The 24702-nt window shown below is 38.6% G+C and carries 19 protein-coding genes; 9 read left to right on the top strand and 10 right to left on the bottom strand.

Annotation, left to right across the window (positions count from 1 at the left end; genetic code table 11):
* Positions 1-418: 418 nt before the first annotated feature.
* Both AC0UMU_RS07830 and phoU read left to right on the top strand, forming a co-directional pair.
* Positions 419-2932, top strand: coding sequence for a glycosyl hydrolase family 95 catalytic domain-containing protein (locus AC0UMU_RS07830; protein WP_288640073.1), 2514 nt, complete (start codon positions 419-421; stop codon positions 2930-2932).
* A 163-nt stretch (positions 2933-3095) separates the two neighbouring features.
* Entirely contained in the window at positions 3096-3764 is a 669-nt protein-coding gene (gene phoU / locus AC0UMU_RS07825) for a phosphate signaling complex protein PhoU (RefSeq protein ID WP_031258360.1), read from the top strand.
* Between the two features lie 66 nt (positions 3765-3830).
* Here the strand turns inward: phoU and creD are convergent, their stop codons facing one another.
* From creD to AC0UMU_RS07790, 7 genes are all read right to left on the bottom strand, one after another.
* Positions 3831-5177: a cell envelope integrity protein CreD gene (gene creD / locus AC0UMU_RS07820; protein WP_022600676.1), complete on the bottom strand. Its 1347-nt coding sequence runs from the start codon at positions 5175-5177 to the stop codon at positions 3831-3833.
* A gap of 63 nt (positions 5178-5240) precedes the next feature.
* Complete coding sequence (locus tag AC0UMU_RS07815) at positions 5241-5543, bottom strand: winged helix-turn-helix domain-containing protein (RefSeq protein WP_278585373.1); 303 nt, start codon at positions 5541-5543, stop codon at positions 5241-5243.
* On the bottom strand, positions 5543-6160 hold the full coding sequence (locus tag AC0UMU_RS07810) for a hypothetical protein (protein ID WP_031258362.1): 618 nt from the start codon (positions 6158-6160) through the stop codon (positions 5543-5545). Before AC0UMU_RS07810 ends, AC0UMU_RS07815 begins: the two co-directional genes overlap by 1 nt.
* Before the next feature lie 446 nt (positions 6161-6606).
* Positions 6607-7782, bottom strand: a complete 1176-nt coding sequence (locus AC0UMU_RS07805) for a TolC family protein (protein ID WP_022390507.1) — start codon at positions 7780-7782, stop codon at positions 6607-6609.
* A complete protein-coding gene (locus AC0UMU_RS07800; RefSeq protein WP_288640070.1) occupies positions 7779-10868 on the bottom strand; it encodes an efflux RND transporter permease subunit in 3090 nt (1029 codons plus the stop codon). Before AC0UMU_RS07800 ends, AC0UMU_RS07805 begins: the two co-directional genes overlap by 4 nt.
* A gap of 15 nt (positions 10869-10883) precedes the next feature.
* On the bottom strand, positions 10884-12035 hold the full coding sequence (locus tag AC0UMU_RS07795) for an efflux RND transporter periplasmic adaptor subunit (RefSeq protein WP_288640069.1): 1152 nt from the start codon (positions 12033-12035) through the stop codon (positions 10884-10886).
* 109 nt (positions 12036-12144) lie between these two features.
* Positions 12145-12531 carry a DUF6769 family protein gene (locus AC0UMU_RS07790; RefSeq protein WP_288640068.1) on the bottom strand — a complete coding sequence of 129 codons (387 nt, stop codon included), beginning with the start codon at positions 12529-12531 and terminating at the stop codon, positions 12145-12147.
* A gap of 614 nt (positions 12532-13145) precedes the next feature.
* Between AC0UMU_RS07790 and AC0UMU_RS07785 the strand changes: the two genes are divergently transcribed.
* The 6 genes from AC0UMU_RS07785 to AC0UMU_RS07760 all read left to right on the top strand — a co-directional run bounded on the left by AC0UMU_RS07785 (position 13146) and on the right by AC0UMU_RS07760 (position 19145).
* Positions 13146-13970 carry a MotA/TolQ/ExbB proton channel family protein gene (locus AC0UMU_RS07785; protein ID WP_009319148.1) on the top strand — a complete coding sequence of 275 codons (825 nt, stop codon included), beginning with the start codon at positions 13146-13148 and terminating at the stop codon, positions 13968-13970.
* A 19-nt stretch (positions 13971-13989) separates the two neighbouring features.
* The gene (locus AC0UMU_RS07780; protein ID WP_288640067.1) at positions 13990-14607 is read left to right on the top strand and encodes an ExbD/TolR family protein; all 618 of its coding nucleotides are present in this window, start codon (positions 13990-13992) and stop codon (positions 14605-14607) included.
* Between the two features lie 24 nt (positions 14608-14631).
* The gene (locus AC0UMU_RS07775) at positions 14632-15300 is read left to right on the top strand and encodes an ExbD/TolR family protein (protein WP_270738097.1); all 669 of its coding nucleotides are present in this window, start codon (positions 14632-14634) and stop codon (positions 15298-15300) included.
* A 23-nt stretch (positions 15301-15323) separates the two neighbouring features.
* Positions 15324-16154 carry an energy transducer TonB gene (locus AC0UMU_RS07770; RefSeq protein ID WP_278585356.1) on the top strand — a complete coding sequence of 277 codons (831 nt, stop codon included), beginning with the start codon at positions 15324-15326 and terminating at the stop codon, positions 16152-16154.
* A gap of 347 nt (positions 16155-16501) precedes the next feature.
* The gene (locus AC0UMU_RS07765) at positions 16502-17461 is read left to right on the top strand and encodes a PstS family phosphate ABC transporter substrate-binding protein (protein WP_288640065.1); all 960 of its coding nucleotides are present in this window, start codon (positions 16502-16504) and stop codon (positions 17459-17461) included.
* Between the two features lie 31 nt (positions 17462-17492).
* Positions 17493-19145, top strand: a complete 1653-nt coding sequence (locus AC0UMU_RS07760) for a tetratricopeptide repeat protein (protein ID WP_288640064.1) — start codon at positions 17493-17495, stop codon at positions 19143-19145.
* A 75-nt stretch (positions 19146-19220) separates the two neighbouring features.
* Here the strand turns inward: AC0UMU_RS07760 and AC0UMU_RS07755 are convergent, their stop codons facing one another.
* Both AC0UMU_RS07755 and AC0UMU_RS07750 read right to left on the bottom strand, forming a co-directional pair.
* Positions 19221-19811 carry an aminotransferase class IV gene (locus AC0UMU_RS07755; RefSeq protein WP_009319141.1) on the bottom strand — a complete coding sequence of 197 codons (591 nt, stop codon included), beginning with the start codon at positions 19809-19811 and terminating at the stop codon, positions 19221-19223.
* On the bottom strand, positions 19795-20778 hold the full coding sequence (locus tag AC0UMU_RS07750) for an aminodeoxychorismate synthase component I (protein WP_022389804.1): 984 nt from the start codon (positions 20776-20778) through the stop codon (positions 19795-19797). The genes AC0UMU_RS07755 and AC0UMU_RS07750 overlap by 17 nt, the downstream gene beginning before the upstream one ends.
* A gap of 296 nt (positions 20779-21074) precedes the next feature.
* Between AC0UMU_RS07750 and AC0UMU_RS07745 the strand changes: the two genes are divergently transcribed.
* Complete coding sequence (locus AC0UMU_RS07745) at positions 21075-23384, top strand: two-component regulator propeller domain-containing protein (RefSeq protein WP_288640062.1); 2310 nt, start codon at positions 21075-21077, stop codon at positions 23382-23384.
* A gap of 101 nt (positions 23385-23485) precedes the next feature.
* Here AC0UMU_RS07745 and AC0UMU_RS07740 read toward each other — a convergent pair whose 3' ends face one another.
* Positions 23486-24493, bottom strand: a complete 1008-nt coding sequence (locus tag AC0UMU_RS07740) for a class II fructose-bisphosphate aldolase (protein ID WP_288640061.1) — start codon at positions 24491-24493, stop codon at positions 23486-23488.
* Between the last annotated feature and the right edge of the window lie 209 nt (positions 24494-24702).

Below are 24702 nucleotides of genomic sequence, written 5' to 3'. Positions count from 1 at the left end.
AGCATCTGCCTTACAAGCAGAGGGTCGGCGGTTCGAATCCGTCAACGCCCACTTTCTAAAGTGAAAGCATGTCGAGTAAGACATGCTTTCGCTTTTTTTTGTGTTTGTCCGGAAATCAAAAAGATCGGTTAAGCTTTCGGATGTTAGAAGACTATTCATAAAAAGTCGTTTTTTCTAATTATGGATTGTCTATACAATAAGAGTCTGTTTAAATTTTACTCGGGTCAGGTTTTGAGAATTTTTTCCGTGTATGTTTTTCTATTTTTACGAGGATGATAGCGAGCTATTTGACGAGGGAAAACGGGGGAAAAGACCGGAAGAAAACACAAAAATGACCTGATAATATTTTTTGTCGGAAAATTTAGATAGGCTCTAAATATTGTTGATGATTATTCTTTGAACTAAATCTAAATTATACATGAGAAGAGTTGTAGTGGCAGCTGGATGCATTTTCTTGTTATCGTGTGTATATATCAAAGCCGAAGAATGTTATGCAGAACAAACTTCTGTTGCAATCGCTTGCGATACGGTCGATTATACTAAAGGTTTATCTGTTTGGTTCGATACTCCGAATGATCTTTCGGGGAAAGAAATTTGGACTGTGAATAACGGGAACTCTGGCTCTAATCCCGATTTTGCGTGGGAACAGCGATCTTTTCCGATAGGGAATGGCAGTTTCGGAGGAAATATTTTGGGATCGGTTGAGACAGAACGTATAACATTGAATGAGAAATCTTTATGGAAAGGCGGACCTAATGTCTCGGGAGGTGCACGATATTATTGGGATGCCAATAAGGAGGGGTATAAAGTTTTGGATCAGATACGGCATTCTTTTATTCAGTTTTCAGGAATTAATTCCGTTGCTACGGAGTTGACCCGGAATAATTTTAATGGAAAATGCGGGTATGAACCGGATAGTGAGGAGTCTTTTCGTTTCGGGAGTTTTACTACTATGGGTGAGTTTCATATCGATACGGGAATCGCAGAGTCCGAAATATCCGATTATCGGCGGATACTCTCTCTCGATTCAGCCTTGGTAGTCGTACAGTTCAATGCAGGAGGGGCTTGTTTTTACCGTAAGTTTTTCAGTTCATATCCTGACAGTATAATGATATATCGATTTGAATGTACAAGACCGGGGCGACAAAATCTGACTTTCCGGTATGTGGCGAATCCTCAGGCTTCCGGATCGGTTGAAGCAGACGGAACTACCGGTATTGTTTATAACGGTCGTCTCGACAGTAACGGTATGCAGTTTGTCATTCGGGCAAGAGCGGTAGCGGAAAGTGGTACGGTGACGGTGGAAAATGGCGCGATTAAGGTAATCGGGGCTGATAATGTAACATTCTATGTGGCGGGAGATACCGATTATAAAATGAATTATAACCCGGATTTTAACGATGACCGAGCTTATGTAGGAGTCGATCCCGTTATGACGACACAGAATAATCTTGATTTTGCATTGGCAAAAGGGTATGATGCGGTTTATAATGCCCATCGGGCAGATTACTCCGCTCTTTTTGATCGAGTGAAGATAGACTTGAATGAGAGTAAACTTGTTTCCGATATTCCTACCGACATGCGGCTGTCGAATTATCGGAATGGCATTTCGGATCATTATTTGGAAGAACTTTATTTTCAATTCGGTCGTTATTTGCTTATCGCGTCTTCTCGTGCGGGTAATCTCCCGGCAAATTTACAAGGACTTTGGCATAATAATGTAGAAGGTCCTTGGCGGGTAGATTATCACAATAATATTAATTTGCAGATGAACTATTGGCCGGCTTGTCCGGCTAATTTGAGCGAATGTCAAACTCCGTTGATCGAGTATATTCGTACATTGGTAAAACCGGGAGAACGTACGGCAAAAGCTTATTATGGTCCGGACACTCGAGGCTGGACTACATCTGTTTCATCGAATATATTCGGCTTCACTTCTCCATTGAGCAGTCGGGACATGTCATGGAATTTCAGCTTTGTAGCAGGGCCTTGGCTGGCGACTCATGTATGGGAGTATTATGATTATACTCGGGATGAGGATTTTTTGCGAACTACGGGGTATGAGCTGATTAAAGGCAGTGCAGAATTTGCAGTGGACCATTTATGGCATAAACCTGACGGGAGTTATGCAGTAGCGCCATCAACGTCTCCTGAACATGGACCTGTCGATCAGGGTGCTACTTTTGCTCATGCTGTTGTGAGAGAGATTCTTTTGGATGCTATCGAGGCGAGCAAGATTCTTAATGTCGATGCTTCGGAGAGAGAAGAGTGGCAAGAGGTTCTTAATAAACTGATGCCTTATAAGATCGGTCGTTACGGACAACTGATGGAGTGGTCTGCAGATATAGATGATCCTAAGGATAAACACCGTCATGTAAATCACCTGTTCGGACTACATCCGGGACGCACTATCTCTCCGATTACGACTCCGGAGCTTTCCACGGCATCGAGAATCGTATTGGAAAAACGAGGTGACGGTGCTACCGGCTGGAGTATGGGATGGAAGTTAAATCAATGGGCTCGTCTGCATGACGGTAACCATGCATATCTTTTATTTCAGAATCTTTTGAAAAACGGCACGGCCGATAATTTGTGGGATATGCATCCGCCTTTTCAGATCGATGGTAATTTCGGAGGAACTGCCGGAATAATAGAGATGTTGATGCAGAGCCACATGGGATTTATTCATTTGTTGCCGGCGCTTCCGGATAAATGGGCTTCTGGGGATGTCATAGGGTTATGCGCAAGAGGAAATTTTGAGGTTGATATTCATTGGGAAAAAGAAGAGCTTGTTAAGGCTGTTATTCGGTCTGGATCAGGGGGAATGTGTAGCATTCGTTATAAAGATTCTATGGTGAATTTCGATACAAAAGCCGGCAAAAGTTATTCTTTAATTTATGATAATTCGTTATTCCGAATTTTGGAAAATTAGGAGTAATAATGTTTTTGGGGGGTAGGATTATAGGAGGTTATTCTTGTTTTATTGTAAGAGCATTTAAGTTTTTTGATAATATTTTTTTTGATTTTGTCATTGTATTGTAATATCTATTTTGTCCTTTTGCATTATTTTAGTATAATGCGATAAAAGATCGGAAATAATGAGATATATAGAGAAAGAACTGGAAAATTTGAAAGATGAAGTCCTTGAAATGTGGACTTTGGTTTATTCGCAGTTGAATCGGGCAGGAGAGGCGTTGCTATCTTTGGATAAAGACCTTGCACGAGAGGTGATTTACCGGGAAAAAAGAGTGAACGCTTTTGAGTTGAAAATAGATAGTGATTGTGAGGATATTATCGGTTTGTATACTCCTGTTGCTGTAGATTTGAGATTTGTATTGGCGATGCTTAAAATCAATACTAACCTGGAACGTATTGCTGATTTTTGTGAGGGAATGTCTCGATTTGTTATCGATTATCCGCAAATCAGCGTAGATGCGGAATTATTGGATAAAACCAATTTGCGTGAGATGCTGGATACGATTAAGAAAATGATGGAAAAAGGAAAAGAAGCTCTTACGGAGGAATCTTCTTCTATTGCCGTAGGAATTTTCGATATGGATAACAGGGTCGATGAGATTAATCGTCAGGCTACTCATATTGTCGCTCGCTATATACAAGATAAACCCGACCGGGCAGATGAGTGTCTTCATTTGATAGGAATTATCCGGAAAATGGAACGTATAGGCGATCACTGCAATAATATGGCGGAAGAGATAATTTTTTATCTGGACGCTAAAGTCTTGAAGCATTCTACTAAAAAATAGGATATATGTTTGATATAAAAAATACGGGTGATTATTTAAAAGATGATCACCCGTATTTTTTATATTTTATCTTTTATTTATAGGAGTATTCCAGTTTATTTTCAGAGAACAATACATGATGATCGCCAGTATGATAAATAATCCTATACTTCCGACTAATAGTGCATAGATCTCCATTTGGATGAGAATAAATATATAGATGTATAATAATAGTAACATCCCTCCTATTGTTATCGCTGTTTTTTTGATTTTTAATATTCCGCTTAGGTAGAATGTGAGCAACCCGATTGTCATTATTGTCGCTATTGCATAGGAAAGGGAGAAGTTAAGATGTTCGGAGATGGATACTAAAAGAGTATAAAACAGGCATAACGCCAGACCGATTAACAGGTACTGGAACGGGTGGATATTTTTCTTCTGTAAAACCTCTGCAAAAAAGCAGATTACGAAAGTGAGAATGATGATTAGGAATGCATATTTTATAGAACGTATTGATTTTTGGTATTGATCGACGGGTAGGAGAAGATTTACTCCGAAAGACGAATCATTTAAGTCTATATTCCATTTTTCGGCGGTGAAGACTTGCGGATAGTTCCGGTTCAGATTCAAGATTTTCCAAGTTGCTGAAAATCCGTTTTCGGAAACTTGTCTGCTCTCAGGAAGAAATGCTCCGGTAAAGCTGGGTGTCGAGCAGTTTGATTTTAGGGAGACGAGTGTCGTTTCTCCCAATGGGGTGAACATCACCGATTCAGAACCTTTTATCCGGAGATCTATATTGAACGGTACATCTTCGTCCCTATCTGATAATGATACGGAGCAAGATACCCCTGAAAAGATAAGAAGATTATCTACTCCGGAATTAAAAGACAAAGTCTCGTTTTTCCATTTTCCTTCTACTTGTTCAGTGATGCCGCGTAAATCTGAGATACCTACTATCAGTTTTGCTTCATTTAAGAGAAATTCTTGTCCGGTGATCTTTTTTTGCTGTAAGTATGCAATATCGAATGAGCCGGTAAGTTTGAGAGATGAACGATAAACGACAATATCGTATAATCCTCTTTTCAGGTCTTCTGTTTCTAAATTTCCTGAAATATGCAGCTCTTCCGGTAAGATATATAAATACCGTATTTCGGCTTGTCTCGTTTTATTTTCTTGCTCGATATATTCTTTATAAGGAATTACTAACATCGGGCCGGTTATGTTTTGAGGTTTACTCCATTTTTGCTGTACTTCTGCAGATGCTTCATTTGCCGTTCTATTCCTTTCCGTGATCATGTTCTGTACCATCGTAATCGGTATGATCAAGGCGATAATTAGTAAAGCGATTAGAATAATCTTGATTGTCAGAGCATTGCTTTTGTTGTTTCTCTTTTTTACTTCTTCCTGAATCGGAGTCAATTCGGTCTGTTCCATAGTCGAATATTTTAATTAATAATTAAAAAGTACTTTGCATTACAAAGTTTATAAATAAAAAAATTATAGGTTTTGACTTTTTAAAAAATCTTCTAAAGCCCGAATGTGGGAAATGAAAGCTTCCCGTCCTTCGGCAGTAATGGAAAATCTGGTATTGGGTTTGCGCCCTATGAATTGTTTATTGCTTTTTATGTATCCGAGTTCTTCTAAATTTCGGGAGTGACTTGCCAAATTACCATCGGTCAGATCGAGCAAATTCTTGATGGTGGTAAAATCAACGGAATCATTTACCATTAAGATCGACATAATCCCTAATCGGACTTTGCTTTCAAAGGCTTTATTGATATGTTCGAGATTAGGTTTCATTATTTTCTTCGGTCATATTTCAGGTAAAAGAAGACTCCGTAGATGATATGAAATAGTCCGAATCCAGCAACCCAGAAAAGCAATCCGTATCCGGGGACAAAGCTGTCTATCAACCCTAATATCAATTCTGCGTACCCCAGATAACGGGTATTTGAATAGGTATATTTCGAACCGTTGATTAAAGCTATACCATAAAATATCAACATGATAGAAGATGTGAGACCGTAATGTTGTTGCAGCAGTAAAGAGAAACAAAGGATTCCTCCAGCTAATAACGGGACAAAGAAGTTGATTAACAGACGTATGGATATTGAATCTAATCGTAGCCTGAGACCATTCTTTTTTGCTTTTATCCAAGAAAGATAAAATGCTGTTATTAATGATATAGTCAATAGTATCAGTGCCAGAATGACGATGATTTGTAATCGGTAGGGTGTGTTAATGTTTAAGGTCGTAATTTTTGTAGGGTCAAGTATGTAATAGGCAATGTAAGCTCCGATAAAGGCATATATGCCGACAAATATTGCAGATAAACCGCTTAATGAGAGAAACTTGGAAGACTTCTCCATCAGGTTTTTTATTTCGCTTAATGTGCTTATTACTTCTTTATTTTCCATTTTGTTTCTGTAATAATAAAGTACTTTGTTTTGCAAAGTTGCATAAAAAAATTGTAAAAACAAATTTTTACGTATTTTTTTATCTGAGAAAAGAACTGGAGAAGTATGTATCGTATAGAATCTTTTTGCAAAATAAAAAGACTGTTCCGAAATTCCGGAACAGTCTTTACTTGTCATTACAAAAGAAACAAGATCATTTTTCTGTTTTGCTATTGGTCGGTAAAACTCATCTATCGGTTACAGTGTTTTTGAAGCGAAAGTTTAGTAGTCCGATTATGAAAGATAATCACTGCCATGCAAAAATCAGATGATGCTAATCTCTTTTGTTCACAAAATCATGTTATTCCATCGGATATAACGATCAAGTTATAAAGATATAAAAAAAGAAGTAAGGAAAACAACCGTTTTCTACATTTTGATGTTATAGCGCAACTTTTTGTTAATTTTTACAACTTGTATCGATACATTTGAGAAACGATTTGCTGATATTGGTTTTCTAATTGTAAATAATTTTGCATGCTCTCATATACCTGATTTGCTTCGATAAAATATTCTATCATCGAGAGCTGACCGTTTTCAAGGGCTTTGTTGAGTAAAGAGAGTGTTTTTTGGGATTGTAACAGTTTGTTGTATTCTTGCATAGAGACTTTTAAATTGGTCGCCTGATCATAGAGTTGTCGCAAAGTAGAAAGACTTTGCAGGCGGGTGTTTTCTAATTGCATTTGAGTATATCCGCTTAAAGCTTTTGCCTGTTTTATTTTGTTTCGGTTTTCAAATAGCGGAATAGAAATACCGAACGATATGCCGTTATATTTGTCTGTGGGCTCCATTTCTCGTATGTAACCAATCTCGAATTTAGGAAACCATAGGGATTTGCTTAGCGAAATATTTTTTCGAGCTACTTTCAGTTCGTTTTCGAGTGAACGTAATTCAGGGTCAGCGGCTATGGCTTCTTGACTGTAAATTTCAAAATTTTCCGGAAAATCCACAGGGGAATAATCGGTTAGCTCTTCTCCGATCGGTAAATTTCCATTTAAAGTTTGTAATTCTTTAAGTTTATTATTCCGTTCGGTTTCTATCAACCGCATTTGTGTTTTTATATTATAAAGTTCTAATTCTATTTTGTTGGTCTCCAAGATATTTGCATCACCGGTAGATAACCGTTTCTGATACAGGGCCGAGAGTTTCTGTACATTCTGAAGCCTGAGGCTCAGTAACTTTTGTTGTTGAAAGAGAGAAACCAGATCGAGACAGATTGTTTTTGCATTAAGCAACACTTGCTGGCGGACGATCTGTTTTTGCTGATCATACAAGTCTGATTTTAGATCATAGAGCTGGTTTTTATGAACATATACCGATGGAAAGTCAAAACTCTGCGATACTGACAACTCTCCGGTTTTTCCTATCGAGGCCGGTTTTCCCCATTTCCGTTCGTATGATACATTCGGGTCGGGCAGAGTGTTTTCTGTTGCTGCTTCCAGTTTTTTAGAAAGGGTCAGTTGTTCACTGGCTTGTAATTCTTTATTGTTTTTTTCGATAGATCTGAGTATCGATTCGATGTTGTTCTGTGCCGCTAAATTTCCGGCACAGAACAACAAGAAGACAATTATATAGAATTTCATAAGTCGCTTTTTTTATGGTTCATAATCTGATAAACAATGGGAACGATAAATGCGTTCAATAGGGTAGAGCTTAATAATCCGCCTAAAATTACTTTTGCCATCGGGCTTTGGATTTCGTTTCCCGGTAGATCTCCACCTATTGCCAATGGAATGAGAGCAAGAGCGGAAGACAGGGCTGTCATTAAGATCGGGTTAAGACGATCTAATGATCCGTGTATGATGGTATCTTTCAGATTATAGCCTTCGTTTTGAAGATGGTTGTAGTGTGATACCAGCAGCATTCCGTTACGGGTAGCGATACCGAATAGCGAGATGAATCCGATAATTGCAGGAATACTTATTTCTCCGGATGTCAGTTTCAGCATGATAACTCCGCCGATCAAGGCTAAAGGGAGATTTAGCAAGATAATGCCTGATTGTTTTGCATTTCTGAATTCGTGATAGAGTAATAGGAATATTACCAATACCGAAATCATTGACGTCAGTAATAACGTCCGGGATGCGGCTTGTTCGCTTTCGAACTGACCACCGTATTCAATATGATAATCTTCTGGTAGCTTTATTGTTGCATTTATCTTTTCTTGTATATCTTTTACGACCCCGTGCAAATCCCGGTCGGCAACATTTGCAGAAATTACGATTTTGCGTTTGACATTCTCCCGGTTTATCGTATTCGGGCCGGATGAAGAAGAGATGTCTGCTACATAAGACAACGGTATTTTTGTCCCGTTTGCATCGATCATCAGATTTGCTATTTTTTCGATTTTGTCCCGTTCGTCATCCCGGACCTTTACCGTAAGGTCGAATGAACGTCCGTTTTCGTATACTTGAGATACAACTTCCCCGGCTAATGCAATATCGATGAATTCGGTAAATTCGGGCAGTGTGATGCCGTATTTGGCAAGCATGTCGCGTTTCGGATTAATTTTAAGTTGTGGGCGTTCGATTTGCTGTTCTACATTCAGATCGACGACTCCTTCGACATCTTTTATTGCCGCTTTTATTTGGTTGCCCAAAGAAAACATTTTGTTCAGATCATCACCGAACAGCTTGATTGCGATTTTTGCTTGTGTTCCGGATAGCATGGCATCGATACGGTGAGATATCGGTTGCCCTATTTCTACGTTTACTCCGGGCAAACTTCCCAATTTCTCTCGGATGTCGGCAATCATTTCTTCATGAGAACGTTCCCCCCGTTCATAAGGAGCCTCTATTTCAGAAACGTTTACCCCTAAGGCATGTTCATCCAGTTCTGCACGTCCGGTTTTTCGGGCTACAGTTTTGATTTCGGGGACAGATAACAGTAATTGTTCTGCCCTCTGTCCGATTCGATCCGATTCTTCAAGAGAAATTCCCGGTAACGTACTGATATTTATGGTAAACGAACCTTCGTTGAACGGAGGTAGAAAACTTCGTCCTAATGTGAAGAATAGTGCCAAAGAAACGATAAATAATCCGATCGTCGATCCTAAAACCTCTTTTTTGTGGTGTAAAGTCCACACTAAAGCACGTCCATATACCTGTTTCAGATTTCGAGCGACCCACGGTTCACGGGAGAGTTTTTTATCATTTTTCTTGTCGGTCAGCAGGTAGCTGCAGAGTACCGGAGTCAGGGTAAGAGCTACTACTGTAGAGGCAAATAGAGCTATGATAAATGAAATACCGAGAGGCATCAACATTCGTCCTTCCATACCGCTTAAAAAGAATAGGGGAACAAAGCTGACGATAATGATGAGTGTTGAGTTGAGTATCGGCATGCGTACTTCTTTGGATGCTTCGAAAATTACATCTATCGGACGTTTGCGTTCGTTTTCCGGTAACAGGCGGTTTTCTCGTAATCGTTTATATACATTTTCTACATCGACTATCGCATCATCGACCAAAGAGCCGATTGCAATTGCCATACCTCCCAGACTCATTGTGTTTATAGTAAGTCCCATAAAGTGAAGAGTCAGTATCGATACCAATAAGGAAAGGGGCAAGGCAACTAAAGATATAACGGTAGTCCTTAAATTCATCAAGAAAAAGAATAAGACGATTATGACGAAAACAGAACCTTCGAACAGAGATTTTTGTATGTTATCGATCGAATTGTCGATAAAACGGGATTGTCGGAATACATCGGTGGAGATGTGAATATCCGCCGGCAAATTTTTTTGTAATTCTGCAACGGACTGATCCAGTTTTTCTGTCAGTTCGAGCGTGCTGGTATTCGGTTGTTTGGTAACCGTGATCAATACGGCAGGTTTCCCTTTCTCTGAAGCCATACCGAGTTTGGGCGCTTTGTTTCCGATTTGAATGTCTGCAATGTCTTCAAGTAGAACCGGAATGCCGTTTATTGTCTTTACTGCTGCTTTAGACAGCTCATCGATATGATTTGTCGAAACTACACCTCTGACGATATATTCGTTACTGAATTCGTATAATATACCACCGTTTGCATTTTGATTCATGTTCCGGGTCGTGTTCATGATCTCGTTCAGTCCTATGCCGTAGTGCTTCATGCGGGCCGGGTCGAGCAATATCTGGTATTCTTTGATTTCACCTCCGATAACCGTTACTTGGGCGACACCACCGGTGGAGAGAAGTCGCGGTCTGATTACCCAGTCGGCCAAAGTGCGTAAATCCTGTAAAGACGTAGAATCGGATGTGATGCCGAGTATCATGACTTCTCCCAATATAGAAGATTGCGGTCCGAGAGTAGGAGTCCCGACATTTGCCGGTAAACTTTCACTCATTACTGCCAGTTTTTCGGAAGTTATCTGGCGAGCTCGATATATGTCCGTACCCCAGTTGAACTCTACCCATACGACAGAAAACCCCGTTGTCGAAGAGGAGCGCACGCGGCGTACGTCTGTAGCCCCGTTAACAGCCGTTTCTACCGGAAAAGTAACGAGGCGTTCTACTTCTTCAGGAGCCATGCCCGGAGCTTCTGTCATAATTACGACCGTAGGGGCATTCAGGTCGGGAAATACATCCACTTCCATTTTCATGGCAGTATAACTGCCGATAAAAAATAAAAGTATGGCTGCAAAAAGTATTAATAACCTGTTATGCAGCGAATAGCTGATAATTTTATTTAGCATAATCTGTTCCTCCTGTTAATGGCTGTGAGAATGACCTTCGGGAATAATGCTGCTGTTTGCCGCAAGTTTTACCTGGTAAGCGCCTTTGGTTACGACACGGTCTCCGGGTTTTATTCCTGAGAGGATTTGTACTTCTTCTCCGTCGTTGACTCCAAGAGTAACTTCTTGTTTTTTGTAACCTTCTTTATCGAGCTGGAGATATACGAAATAACTTCCTTGTTCTTCGGTGAGGGCTGTTACCGGAACAGTTATTACGTTATTCATATTTCCGGATAAAAGAAAGACTTCGACATAAGATCCGGGTATAATATCGCCCTTATTGTCGAATTCGAATATGACCGGAAGATAAAAAGACCCGTTGCCGGAGGAGCGTCCGTATGATTTTAGTTTTCCATTGAGACTTTCTAATGTATAGACTTTGTCGTTATACGGAGTTTTAAAATGGGCGGAGGTCAGTGTCGGAAGGAATTGATAATATCGTTCTGAAACTTCGGCCTTCAACATTAACCGACGATTTTGAGAAATGTTCAGTAACGGTTGGCCGATTTCGACATAATCACCGTCATTGACCAGTTTGCTTTTTATGAATCCGTTCATCGGAGATGCGATTGCAATACCGTTGTCCCCTTGATGTCCGGCAGTGGCTTTCCAAGCTACACGAGCGGTTTCATAACTGCTCAATGCTTGGTTATATTCTTTTTCGGATATGATTTTGTCTCGATAAAGGATGGCCGCACGTTCATATTCTTTTTGGGCGGTTCGGTAAGTTATTTCAGCCTTTTCAGCCGGATCTCCGTCCTGTATGTTTTGGGCTGAAATAGAAAGCAATATTGTGCCTTTATTTACGGCAGAACCTTCGGTAAGGGATGCTTTCCCGAAAGAGACTATTCCCGAAGAGGTTGCTGCAATAGTCATATCGTCTCCTTGCGCGGCAAGAACTTGTCCGGATGTTTTAATGACATTTCGGAATGTCTTGGGCTGTATTTCCGATATGACTATACCTGCTGCTTGAGCTTTTTCTTCGGTAAAAATTATTTCGTCTTCATGTTCGTGATCGGTATCGACTTCGTTTTGTTGATGTTCGTGATCGACATCTTTGGGGGTATTGTTATTGCATCCGGCAAAAAAATAAGCCGAGGCAATAATACATATTATAATATGTTTCATTGAAAATTTGTTTTTAATCTGATAATATTTCGTGACGGACTACTCGTTACTTATCGTACACAATAAAATCTCGACACGATAAAATTGAAAATTGTCGTTTTATATATAATCAGATTAAATGGGGTGGAGCTCGTAATCCGGAAGAGAGGCCTTTGTATTCAGAAATGCAAAAGTCTTTATGAGGAATAGGCAACGTTGTACATTCCGTTTCGTCCGGTCTGAAATCGAAAGAAGTGATTGTTGCGGGAAGTGCAATGAAAATATTTGACTGGAGGTCGGGATTTCCGGTAGAAGTCCGGTAAGCAGCAAAACGCGCAAGACAGTCAGTTTCACAGTCAGGCCGGTGTGTAATATCCCGATTTTGTTCGTTTTCGGGAATTTCGGATAATTGCAAGCATATTCTACCGTCGATATGGTGGTGATGAGGCACAATTGTAACGAGCAACATGCAGCATGCCGCTAACCAAAGAAAAGGTAGAAGTACTTTTTTTTTCATTAAAATAGTTCTTGTGCAATTGCTCTTTGTGTACAAAGGTAGTAACAAAAGATCGGATTAGGGAAATGGATACTCGTGTTTTTTTATTTTTAACAAGAATGTTTAGTCTGTTCGGGGCAAGAACTTTTGTCGGTATTCGTCTCTGCATTTTTTGTGAGCAAAGTGGCTTATAATTAAATATTTATTTTGTTACAAAATGCAGAAATTCGTTGTCCGAAAATTTTTTATGGTAAGAAAAACATTAATTTAAAGTTTATATTTGAAAATAATCCTATATAAGCTTGCTGACAAAAAAAACGCATAATTTTTTTCTTTGAAAATAATGTACTACATTTGACCCATAAAAGTTGCTTTAATAGCGGTATTCTTTGGAAAATTTGGAAAAATGCCATGTAAAACAATATCCTGCCTGAGGTTCCGTTGTTTTATAAATAGGTGTTGTTTCGAGGTTACCGATATTGTAAATTATGACAAGACGGTTTTTTATTGCGGAATTTGGAGAACACGGAAGATTAAAAGCTCTTTAAATAGCGTTATAGGAACTCAAAATAATAAAGAAAATAAATTATCAAACTATTTTAATTTAACAGTCAACCACTTAGAATTTTTTTATTATGGAAACTAAAAAAACTGAAACTAAAGCTAAAAAGAAAACATTTCGTGGCATTGAGTCTGCATTTCTTGTGATTGTAGCATGCTTTATTATTGCTTTGTGTATTTTCCATTTCATCTTGGGAAATCCTGCAAACTTTATGGATAATGATCCTACAGGACATCCGCTGCCTGGAAATATGTTGGGTACTATCTATAAAGGAGGTGTAATCGTGCCTGTTCTTCAAACTTTGTTACTTACCGTATTGGTATTGAGTGTTGAACGTGCATTCGCTCTTATGAAAGCTAAAGGTAAAGGAAGCACGACTAAATTTGTTGAAAACATTAAAGCTGCTTTGGCAGACGGTGATATTCAAAAAGCTCAAGCTATTTGCGACAAACAACAGGGTTCTGTAGCAAGCGTTGTTACTTCAGTGTTGAAAAAATATGCTGAAATGGAAGCTAATGATACTTTGACTAAAGAACAGAAACTTGCTTACATTCAGAAAGAAGTTGAAGAAGCTACCGCTCTTGAGTTGCCGACATTGGAACAAAATCTTTCGGTTGTGGCTACGATGACAACATTGGGTACGTTGACCGGACTTCTCGGAACTGTGTTAGGTATGATCAAGGCATTCGCCGCTTTGGCAAATGCTGGTGCTCCCGACTCAATCGCTCTGTCAACCGGTATTTCCGAAGCACTTGTAAATACAGCTTTCGGTATCGGTACTGGTGCGTTAGCCGTTATTTCTTATAACTTCTTTACCAGCAAAATCGATAAAATTACCTATGCTATTGATGAAGTAGGTTTCTCTATCGTACAAACTTATGCAGCAACTCACAAATAATTAAAGACTTGTTGAGATTATGCCAAAAATAAAAGTAAAAAGGAAAAGTACGTTCATCGACATGACGGCGATGAGTGACGTGACTGTACTTTTGCTTACGTTTTTTATGTTGACCTCTACTTTCGTACAAAAAGAACCTGTACAAGTAGCGACTCCGGCATCTGTTTCGGAAATTAAGATCCCCGAAACAAATATATTGCAGATTCTGGTAGATCAGAAAGGTAAGATCTTTATGAGTCTGGATAATCAGGATAATCGGGTCGATGTATTGCAAAATGTAGGCAGAGAATACGGTATTGAGTTTACTCCTGAAGAAATCAATAAATTTAAACTGATGAATTCTTTCGGAGTTCCTCTTGCCCAGATGAAGTCTTTTTTAGCTCTTCCGACGGACAGGCAGGATGTTATCTTGAAAGATTACGGGATTCCCATCGATACGACGGCCAATCCCTCTAACGAGTTTAAAGCTTGGGTTAAAACAGCCAGGAATGTGAACGGAGATTTGAGAATTGCAATTAAGGCGGACAGAACGACTCCTTATTCCAGAATAAAAGAGATTATGTCATCTTTACAGGATATCAGGGAGAACCGTTATAATCTGATTACTACGCTTAAGAGTATTCCCGCAGATAATTAATAACAGTCATAAAGGAAAAATATTATGGCAGAAGTACAACAAAAAGATAACGGGGGAGGCAAAGGTAAGCAGAAAAAGATGACGATCCGCGTGGACTTCACTCCTATGGTGGACATGAATATGCTTTTGATCACATTTTTCATGCTTTGTACATCATTGAGTAAGCCGCAGACGATGGAAATCAGTATGCCTTCCAATGATAAGTCTATTACAGAAGAAGACCAGACGAAAGTTAAAGCGTCTCGTGCCATTACGTTGATTCTGGGGGGAGATGACCGAGTATTTTATTATACCGGTGAACCTAATTATGAGGATTACACTTCATTAAAAGAAACTACGTATGAAGCCGATGGTCTGAGAGCGATGTTGATGGGACGTAATGCAGAGATCGTTGCCAAAATAAAAGCTCTGAAAGCTGAAAAATTGGAAAAGAAATTTTCAGATGAAGAGTATAATAAACGGGCGATTAAGATCAAGGATGTAAATACTGCTCCCGTAGTAATGATAAAGGCAACAGATGATGCGACTTATGAGAATCTTGTCGATGCTCTTGATGAGATGCAGATTTGCAGCATCAGTAAGTATGCGATTGTTGATATAACCGAAGGTGATGAGTTCTTGTTGGATAACCTTGAACAGAAAGGAAAACTGACGGAGAATATCGATCGGGATCAATTAAAGAAAACTAATTAGTACTCATTTAAAAAAGAAGAAAAATGGCAAAAATAGATTTAACTTCGAAAGAATGGTGCGATTTGGTTTTTGAAGGACGTAATAAGAGCTATGGAGCATACGACTTGCGTATGACTTCTTCGAAACGACATAATGTTGCAATGCTTATTATATTGATTGTAGCAGTTGTTGGTTTTTCGCTCCCTTCTTTAATTCGTATTATGACTCCTGAGAAAGTAGAAGATTTTACGGTTACAGAAGTAACGCAGTTGTCAGATCTTCCTAAAGCAGAAGTCAAGAAAAATGAAGAATTGAAGCCGATGGCTCCGACGACTCCTCCTCCTCCTTTGAAGAGCTCTATCAAATTTACGGCTCCGGTCATAAAGGATGATAGTGAGGTTTCCGATGAAGAAGATATCAAATCGCAGGATGAATTGGCTGCTAATAGTAAGATCGCTATTTCTATCGCCGATGTAAAAGGTAATGATGAGATAAACGGACAGGATATCGCGGATTTCAAGGAATTCGTTCAGCCTGAAGCTCCGGTAGAAGAAGAAAAACCGTATCAGGCCGTAGAACAGATGCCTCAATTCCCTGGTGGTGAAGCAGCATTGCTGAAGTTTATCAATGAAAAGATCAAATATCCTATTCCTGCACAGGAAGCGGGTATTCAGGGACGTGTGGTAGTGCGTTTCGTAGTTTCTAAAACCGGTGAAATCAAGGATGTAACGGTTTTGAGAAGCGTCGAATCCTCTTTGGATAAAGAAGCTGTGCGAGTTATCCAAATGATGCCTAAATGGATTCCGGGGAAACAGAACGGTAATAATGTTCCTGTTTATTTTACAGTTCCTGTAGTGTTTAAACTTATGCAGTAAGATTGTTGTTATTATATTAACAATATCACCTAAAGTACTCCGCTCCTCTATGTCTTCAGATGTAGGGCTGCGGGTATTTTAGATTAAATACCTATAGTTATGGAAACAGAAAATGATCTTCAAAAGCCGCAGAAACCCACAAAAAAAATTAATATGGGTTATATTTTCGGGATATTTATGATCCTGATTTATTTTGGGATGGCTTATCTTTTAATTTTTACGCCTCTTTTTGAAAACACTTTTTCAGAAATATTTCGGTATAGTATAGGAATTGTTTTCGCAATATATGGTATCTTTAGGGCCTATAGACAAATTAGAAACCAGAGGTATAGTTAGGAGATTTTATAATGAAAACAAAAAGATCATTCTGTCTTTCAGTTTGTGCAGCATTTATCCTTGCGGGGATTTTTGCGGCATGTAATTCCTCGAAGAAAAAAGGAATTAGCGAAACCCCTACGTCAGGACTTATCAAAATAAGTGCAGACCAAACCTTTGAGCCGATTATGGAGCAGGAGATAGATGTTTTTGAAGGGCTATATCCTAAAGCGAATATAATACCGGTTTATGCCGATGAGGTGGATGTTGTAACATCTCTTATACAAGATAGTGTGAGGTTGGCAGTTACGACCCGGAGACTTTCTCCGAAAGAAGTAGAGACTTTGAATGCCCGGAAACTTTATCCGAAAGAAGTAAAAATTGCTACGGATGGAGTCGCCCTCATTGTAAATAAAGCAAATCCGGATACGTTGATTACTATGGACCAGCTTCGCCGGATTCTTACGGGAGAAGTTACGGAATGGAGTCAGATCTATCCTGAATCTAAATTAGGTAAATTGCAGCTTGTATTCGATAATCCGAATTCAAGTACGGTGCGTTTTGCAATAGATTCTATTTGTGCGGGAAAACCTTTGTCGAAAAATCTGAATGCTCAGGATAACAATGAAAATGTAATCGATTATGTTTCGGAAGTGCCTAATGCTATCGGTGTAATCGGAGCTAGTTGGATCGGAAATAAAAATGATTCGACGCGCCTCTCTTTCTCAGATAGAATTACGGTGATGGGTGTCAGTCGGGATGATGTAGCTTATCCGTCGAATAGTTATCAGCCCTATCAGGCTTATTTGGCAATGGGATTATATCCATTGACCAGAGATGTTTATATAATAACTACCGATCCCAAAAGCGGTTTGCCGAGTGGGTTTACTACATTTGTCGGATCGGATAAAGGTCAGCGGATTATTTTGAAGACCGGAATTGTTCCGGCGACACAAGCAATCCGTATCGTAAATGTAAGAGAAAATTTATAATAATAATATATAATAGAAAACTATAGAAATTATGCGAACTAAGTCAATGTTACTTGCTTCTTTTCTTTTTATCGGAGGAGTGGTGAGCTCTGCTTTTGCAGAATCGTATACGGATGGTATCGAATATTTTAAATCAGGGCAACCCGACAGGGCGAAGATCATTTTGGATAAAACTTTGAATGACCCGTCTACTAGAAAGGCCGAGGCATATTTTTATTTAGGAGAAATTTATTCGGGAATGAATAAATTAGATTCTGCCGGTATGTATTATGAAATGGGGTTACAGGCAGATCCTCTTTATCCTTATAATTCGATCGGTAAGGGTAAATTGATGTTGAAAAGTAATAAAAAAGAAGCTGAATCTCTTTTTAAAGCTGTAATCAAATCGGATAAAAAGAATCCTGAGATTTATCTGGCCATTTCAAAAGCATATTATGAAAATGTAATGCCTGAATATCAGAAGTATCTGGACAAAGCCTTGGATGTAGATAAAGAGTATGCACCTATTTATGTATTCGAGGGTGATATTTTGGTCAAAGATAAGAAATATGGTGAAGCGTGCGGTTTTTATGAAATGGCACAAAACTTCGATGAAAACTGTCTGGAAGCTTATGTGAAATATTCGAATATTTATTTTCCTATTAATGCGGGGCTTGCCATCGCCAAATTGGAAGATCTGTTAAAACTGAAACCTAATTCTGCTATTGCACAACGCGAATTGGCCGAGGCGTATTTTAAGGATAGCAAATATAATCAAGCCGTAGAAGCTTATGCCCGTTATATGGCTAATCCCAATCATTTCGAAAGCGATCAGTCTCGTTATGCAGCGCTGCTTTTCTTTGATAAGAAGTATCAAGAATCTCTGGATCTTGTAGATAAAATGATTGTAAAAAATCCGAATGATTTTATTTTGAAACGTTTGGCGATGTATGACAATTATGAGCTGAAAAATTATGATAAAGCTCTCACTGCAGCAGAGACATTTATGAATACTCCGGGAAATCCCCAATTCAATACACAAGATTATATTATTTATGCAAATATATTGATTGAAAACAAATTGGCGGATAAAGCCATACCGGTATTGGAAAAAGCTATTTCTCTTGATCAAGAAAAGATCGAACTTTATAAGGAATTGAGCGAAGCTTACCGTGCTGCTGGAGATATGCTGAAAAGTGCTGATGCGTATAATGAGTATATGAAACGTAATCAGGATGTCAGCCTGACAGATTACTTCTTCTTGGGTACGATTTATTATCGTGCTGCTTCTGCCGAAGCACCGGCAGCCGAAGCAACTCCAGAGGAAAAGGCTGCAAAACTTGCTATTCAAAAGCCGATATATCAAAAAGCCGACAGTTTATTTGCTATTGTAGCAGAGAGAGCGCCGGAAGATTATCGCGGACATTTGTGGAGAGCCCGTGCGAATTCCGGTCTTGATCCTGAAACGACAGAAGGATTGGCAAAGCCATATTACGAAGCTCTATTGACTGTTCTTGAAAAGGCTCAGAATCCGAATAAGGCGGCGTTACTAGAGGCTTATAAATATATCGGTTTCTATAATTATCAAAAAGAGTATGCTGCAGGAAAGAATGTTTATCCTGAGACCCGCAAATGGTGGAGTAAGATGTTGACTATCGATCCTAATAATGAGATCAAAGCTCTTTTGGATCAACTGCCTCAATAAAAATCATTTTCTTTCGGAATCGTTCCGATAATTAAATATTAAGAACTCCCGATAGATATTGTCTGTCGGGAGTTTTTAAATATTTATACTTGTTATGGGTAAGATGATTTCTCCGAAACCGATCATTGCATTAAATAGAGAAATATGTTTGTATTTGCTAATATCATCGGTAGAAATACGAGCTTCATGTATTGTGCTTTGTTTTAGCAGGCATTCCCTTTGTATCCCTTTCAGTAGAGGGCTTTCCGGAGTTTCCCATCTGTTCCCATCCGAAAAAGCCACGTTGCAGATAGAGGTGTCGGTAATCAGATCGTTTTTGACGATTAGAATATCATCATATTTTTGTCTGGATGCAAATAATCGGTTTATTGTTTCCCTATTCGTTGTTTTCCATGAATATTCGATAGTATTATCTTTTACCAGTCTCAAAGACGATACAGGACGTACTTGATAAGGGATATATTCTATGGATACTATTTCTTTGTTATAGATAATGCGGCATTTAGTTAATTCTTTATAAGGGGAAGGGTCGATTATATTATCGATATTTATTTCATCTATCTTTCCGAAAAAGTGTAGTCGAGTAGAATTTAATCTTTGATTGTGTAGATCGATATTGAACGCTTTACCGTCAATAATTCGTATGGTTTCAATGAATAGGGACATATACTTTTTGTTTCATTTCATTATATTCTTTAATCACATCGCTTTGTGCGGTTATGCCTCCTCCGCTTTTAAAAATCTTTTTATTTCCTTGTTGTTCTATAAATCTTATCATAACGGCGCTTTCTAATGTCGATTTATTGCAATATCCCATGATCCCGGTGTAAAATCCTCGATTATAAGTTTCGGCAGACCGTATAATTTTCATGGTAGCCTTTTTAGGTGCACCTGTAATTGAGCCGGCAGGGAGAAGATTGTAGAGAATGTCTCCGACTTTTTCAGGGAAGACGAGCTTAAGCTTTCCTCGTATTTCGGAACTGACTTGTAGAAGTTCTCCTTTATTGGTTATAATTTTGTCTATATACCGATATCGGGGTACGTGTACATTATTGGCTATTTTGCTCAAATCATTTCGTATGAGATCTACGATCGTTGCATGTTCTGCACTTTCTTTAGGATCATTTAATATTTGCATTTCGGCATCCGGAACTCTGGAATCTATCGTTCCTTTCATTGGAAAAGAAGATATTTCATCATTGCAAATTTGAATAAAGATTTCCGGAGAAAATACGGTTAGCTGATTTTTTATCCAAAGGCGATAAGGGGCTTGGCTATGTTCGAAAATTTCTTTTAATGAAAGATTCGTTTCTACCGAAGTTGCACAAGTCAGGTTCGTTAAATACGAATTACCTCGTAATATATTTTCTTCTATTATAGAAAACGAGTGCCGATATTCACTGAAAGGGATAAATTGAGGTTTCCATGTTATCGGTAAAGAGATATTTTTGTGACCTTTCGGACAGTTCGTTACTCCGTTAAAGTCATATAGAATTAAGTCGGGATCAATATCGGATAGTTCGAGAATGTAGGCTTCGTCTCCTTGATAATTGATGATAAATATAAATTCTTTTCTGTATTTTCCGAGATTATTTAACTCTTTAATAATATCGGTTTGTGAGAATAAGTGCATAAGTTGGTAGATTTGTTTTGCAAAAATAAGGGCTGTACTCTGATTTTTATGAAAAATATATTTGAATTTTAAGGCCAGTCTAAATTTTTCAATGAAAAATACTATCAAGTTATCTATTGTTTTTCGGTCTATTTCCCTACTTCGCAGTCATGTTGCTGCGTTTCTTAGCAGAAAAAATATTCTCGAAACAGTTCTCAAAAAATATGTCCATATAAAATTTAGACAGGTTCTTAGATGTATGATTTGTGTTGATTCTTGAGAATAATTTTTATATTTGTCTCAAACTACTATTCCCCATGAAACTCTTAGTCTTTATTTTATCATTGGCTATTATAAATATTCCGGTTTGCTTATCTCAGGGGAAAAAGGTATTGCAAATCAGTTCTTATACTGTTGACGACGGATTATCTCATCGAGTGATATCTAATATAATACAGGACTCTAAAGGATATATCTGGATGGCGACATGGAATGGGTTGTGCCGCTATGACGCTTCTCGTTTTGAAACATGGAATATGTTACCGAACGGTTCGACGATAGGAAGATTACTTCGAATAGCAGAAACAGAAGACGGGCATATTTATTGTCATAATTATAATGATAGCGTTTATATTTTTGATCCAGTTACTTGTAGATTTATGCAGTGTACAGGAGCTGAGCAATTAATTTCTTATCCGCCTAATCCTTATTTATTGCAAGTCGAGCAAGGCGGATTGCTTATTATCCACCGTGATTCTGGAGAGCGATATTTTCTTCCTGTGAAGAGTAATAAACGGTTGAAGAATACTTTGCATGCCTCATTTTTTGATAGACAGGGTAATTTTTGGGTCAATTTTGATGATGTTTTATATAAATTATCGTTTTCACCGGAATCTTATACTTACCGGACACATATAAAAACAGAGAATTCTTTACTTTTTGGAGATGAGATCAGAGCGATTGCATGTAGTACAAAATCCGGACGATTGTGGATCGGTGCTAAAAGCGGAGATATTTATGTTTATAGTAAGGAGGGAGATTTTGAGGGGTATCTTTCGAAAAATGGGTCTGTAACGCAAGTTCCTGTCCATTTCGGTGCTAATGCGTATGTGATAAAAGAGGATAGATCGGGAAGAATATGGATCGGGACAAAAGGAGATGGTCTTTATAGCCTTGTCCCTGAGGGAGATAAAAAATATACTGTCAGTCATTATACGCAAAAGTCTCATGGGTTGGCTGATGATCGGATATATTCCTTGTTTTTTGATGATTCGGACAGATTGTGGATCGGGACGTTTGGTAATGGATTTTCTATTGTCTCTGTGAGGGGGAATAGTGTGAATTTATTAAAGAACGGACTTCCCGGACAGCGTATCAGGTGTATAGGGCCTTTTGAGGCGGGTCTTATTTGTGCCTCAACTAATGGATTGTATCTTGTTGACAGCTCAGGAAGGGTGTTGCAAAAAATCGGGAACTCCGATTTTACATTTGTTCATAAGTCCAATAGAGGGGATATATATGTTTCTACGATTGGGGCGGGTATTTTCAGATTGTGTTCAGAATCCGGACATTGGCAGCTTATTCCTGTTAGATTAGGAAATGTTTCTTATGATGTCGTATTATCTATTGCAGAAGAACTTTCGGGAAATATTTGGTTTGTGTCTGATAATAGTCTGGTGCGGTTGTTTACAGATGGAAACATACAAACTTTCAATCAAGATTTTTTCGGGAAAAATATCACTTTCTCAGAAGGTATTCCCATGCTGAAGGATAATAAGCTTTTCTTAGGTACGGCGGACGGTTTTATAGAAATGAGTTTAGAATCTTCGGAAAAATTTCTTCCTCCTTTATATTGGAGATATATTCAGGTCGAGGACTCTTTGATTGTCCCGACAGATAGTTTGTTGACCGTTCGTTTGGGAGAACATGTCCGGATAAGTCCTGTGGCTCTGGATTATCGGCCGGGAACTATACGTTATAGTTATCGTTTGGATGCTGATACCGTTTGGCGAGATCTTGATTATGGTAAAGTTATAGAGTTGGATAATTTGTCAGAAGGCAGCCATGTGTTGACGGTCCGTTCTACGGATAGTTACGGTATGTGGATGAATAATGATCGTGCGTTTATAATTGACGTACGCTCTTCCTTTTATAAAGGAGTAGTATGGTTTATTGTGATAGGCTTATTGGTCGTTGTTTCGATTTTCTTGTTTTATAATCGTCTACCTTTTGTTTCGAGGAATTCATTGCCAGATATATCTCCTTCATTGCCAAAAGTGGACTTTTCTCCTGACGAGCAATTTTTGGAAGCGGCAAAATTGTTTGTAGAGTCGAATATGGATAAGCCGGAATTGTCTGTTGATGATTTTGCTGCTTATATGGGGATGAGTCGTACGATTTTGTATAACCGTATGAAAGATTTGCTTGATAAGACTCCGGCGAATTTCATAAAAGAGATGAGAATTAAACGAGCGGTACAATTGTTGAAATTAAATATATATACTGTTTCGGAAATAGCTGATATGACCGGTTTTAATGATGCAAAATATTTCAGTAAGGTTTTTAAGAGAGAGATTGGTGTTTCTCCGATGTCTTATGTTGATGAACAAGTGCGAACTAAGAATTGATTTTCTAATGAGATTATCTGATGCGTGAAGTTTTTCGAAGTTGTAAAAAAATAGCGATGATAAGATTTTATCACCGCTATTTTTTTATTTACTATTTTTGATTAACAGCAGCAACCACCTTTTCCTGCGCTACCCAAAACATTTTCGATTTTGTGTTTGTACAGTTTCTTCATGTTGTCGCGAGCCGGACCTAAATATTTACGAGGGTCGAATTCTGCCGGTTTTGTGGCAAATACTTCGCGAATGGCAGCAGTCATAGCCAAACGGCTGTCAGAGTCGATGTTGATTTTGCAAACAGCCGATTTAGCTGCTTTGCGCAATTGTTCTTCAGGAATACCGATTGCATCTTTCAAAGCACCGCCATATTTGTTGATTGTAGCGACTTCTTCTTGAGGTACAGATGATGAACCATGAAGAACGATGGGGAATCCCGGAAGTTCTTTTTCTACACCTTCCAATACGTCGAAGCGCAAAGGGGGAGGAACGAGGATCCCGTCAGCATTACGAGTACATTGTTCCGGTTTGAATTTGTTAGCACCATGAGATGTTCCGATAGAAATAGCCAGGCTGTCGCATCCGGTTTTGGTAACGAAATCTACTACTTCTTCGGGTTTGGTGTAGGTGTGATGTTCTGCAGAAACTTCATCTTCTACACCGGCCAATACACCGAGTTCTCCTTCTACGGTTACATCGAACTGATGAGCGTATTCTACTACTTTCTTAGTAAGGGCTACATTTTCGTCGTAAGGAAGGTGTGATCCGTCGATCATTACAGACGAGAATCCCATGTCGATACAGGATTTGCATAATTCAAAAGAATCCCCATGATCAAGATGAAGAACGATTTGGGGATTTTTGCAACCTAATTCTTTGGCGTATTCAACTGCGCCTTCAGCCATATAGCGAAGCAACGTCTGATTGGCATATTGACGAGCTCCTTTTGAAACTTGAAGAATAACCGGAGAGTTGGTTTCTACTGCAGCTTGGATAATAGCTTGCAACTGTTCCATATTATTGAAGTTGAAAGCCGGAATCGCATAGCCACCTTTAATAGCCTTAGCAAACATCTCTCTGGTGTTTACGAGGCCTAAATCTTTGTAACTAACCATTTTTTTAATGTATTTGCGTTAATAAATAAAAACTACACAAAGGTACTAAAATTCTTACAAACCGAAACATCCGAAACTTAAAAAAATATGTGAAAGCACTCTGGCCTGCAATATCATGATAGAGCCCGATAAATTTAGGTTTCTTCTTTTCCCTTTCATTTTTTATAAGTATTTTTGCCCACTTGATAATTATGAAAACCGTTTAGAGT

The organism is Coprobacter fastidiosus (genome assembly GCF_982245605.1).
The sequence above is the reverse complement of the archived record's forward strand: the minus strand, read 5'-3'. Positions and strand labels throughout refer to the sequence as shown.

Excerpts from the sequence above, each read along its gene's own strand:
- AC0UMU_RS07750 (WP_022389804.1), bottom strand. The coding sequence starts at position 20,778 with ATGCACTTATTCTCACAAACCGATATTATTAAAGAGTTAAATAATCTC.
- AC0UMU_RS07810 (WP_031258362.1), bottom strand. The coding sequence starts at position 6,160 with ATGGAAAATAAAGAAGTAATAAGCACATTAAGCGAAATAAAAAACCTG.
- AC0UMU_RS07815 (WP_278585373.1), bottom strand. The coding sequence starts at position 5,543 with ATGAAACCTAATCTCGAACATATCAATAAAGCCTTTGAAAGCAAAGTC.
- AC0UMU_RS07800 (WP_288640070.1), bottom strand. The coding sequence starts at position 10,868 with ATGCTAAATAAAATTATCAGCTATTCGCTGCATAACAGGTTATTAATA.
- AC0UMU_RS07770 (WP_278585356.1), top strand. The coding sequence starts at position 15,324 with ATGGCAAAAATAGATTTAACTTCGAAAGAATGGTGCGATTTGGTTTTT.
- AC0UMU_RS07755 (WP_009319141.1), bottom strand. The coding sequence starts at position 19,811 with ATGTCCCTATTCATTGAAACCATACGAATTATTGACGGTAAAGCGTTC.
- AC0UMU_RS07785 (WP_009319148.1), top strand. The coding sequence starts at position 13,146 with ATGGAAACTAAAAAAACTGAAACTAAAGCTAAAAAGAAAACATTTCGT.
- AC0UMU_RS07780 (WP_288640067.1), top strand. The coding sequence starts at position 13,990 with ATGCCAAAAATAAAAGTAAAAAGGAAAAGTACGTTCATCGACATGACG.
- AC0UMU_RS07790 (WP_288640068.1), bottom strand. The coding sequence starts at position 12,531 with ATGAAAAAAAAAGTACTTCTACCTTTTCTTTGGTTAGCGGCATGCTGC.
- AC0UMU_RS07775 (WP_270738097.1), top strand. The coding sequence starts at position 14,632 with ATGGCAGAAGTACAACAAAAAGATAACGGGGGAGGCAAAGGTAAGCAG.
- creD (WP_022600676.1), bottom strand. The coding sequence starts at position 5,177 with ATGGAACAGACCGAATTGACTCCGATTCAGGAAGAAGTAAAAAAGAGA.
- AC0UMU_RS07745 (WP_288640062.1), top strand. The coding sequence starts at position 21,075 with ATGAAACTCTTAGTCTTTATTTTATCATTGGCTATTATAAATATTCCG.
- AC0UMU_RS07805 (WP_022390507.1), bottom strand. The coding sequence starts at position 7,782 with ATGAAATTCTATATAATTGTCTTCTTGTTGTTCTGTGCCGGAAATTTA.
- AC0UMU_RS07760 (WP_288640064.1), top strand. The coding sequence starts at position 17,493 with ATGCGAACTAAGTCAATGTTACTTGCTTCTTTTCTTTTTATCGGAGGA.
- AC0UMU_RS07740 (WP_288640061.1), bottom strand. The coding sequence starts at position 24,493 with ATGGTTAGTTACAAAGATTTAGGCCTCGTAAACACCAGAGAGATGTTT.
- AC0UMU_RS07765 (WP_288640065.1), top strand. The coding sequence starts at position 16,502 with ATGAAAACAAAAAGATCATTCTGTCTTTCAGTTTGTGCAGCATTTATC.
- AC0UMU_RS07795 (WP_288640069.1), bottom strand. The coding sequence starts at position 12,035 with ATGAAACATATTATAATATGTATTATTGCCTCGGCTTATTTTTTTGCC.
- AC0UMU_RS07830 (WP_288640073.1), top strand. The coding sequence starts at position 419 with ATGAGAAGAGTTGTAGTGGCAGCTGGATGCATTTTCTTGTTATCGTGT.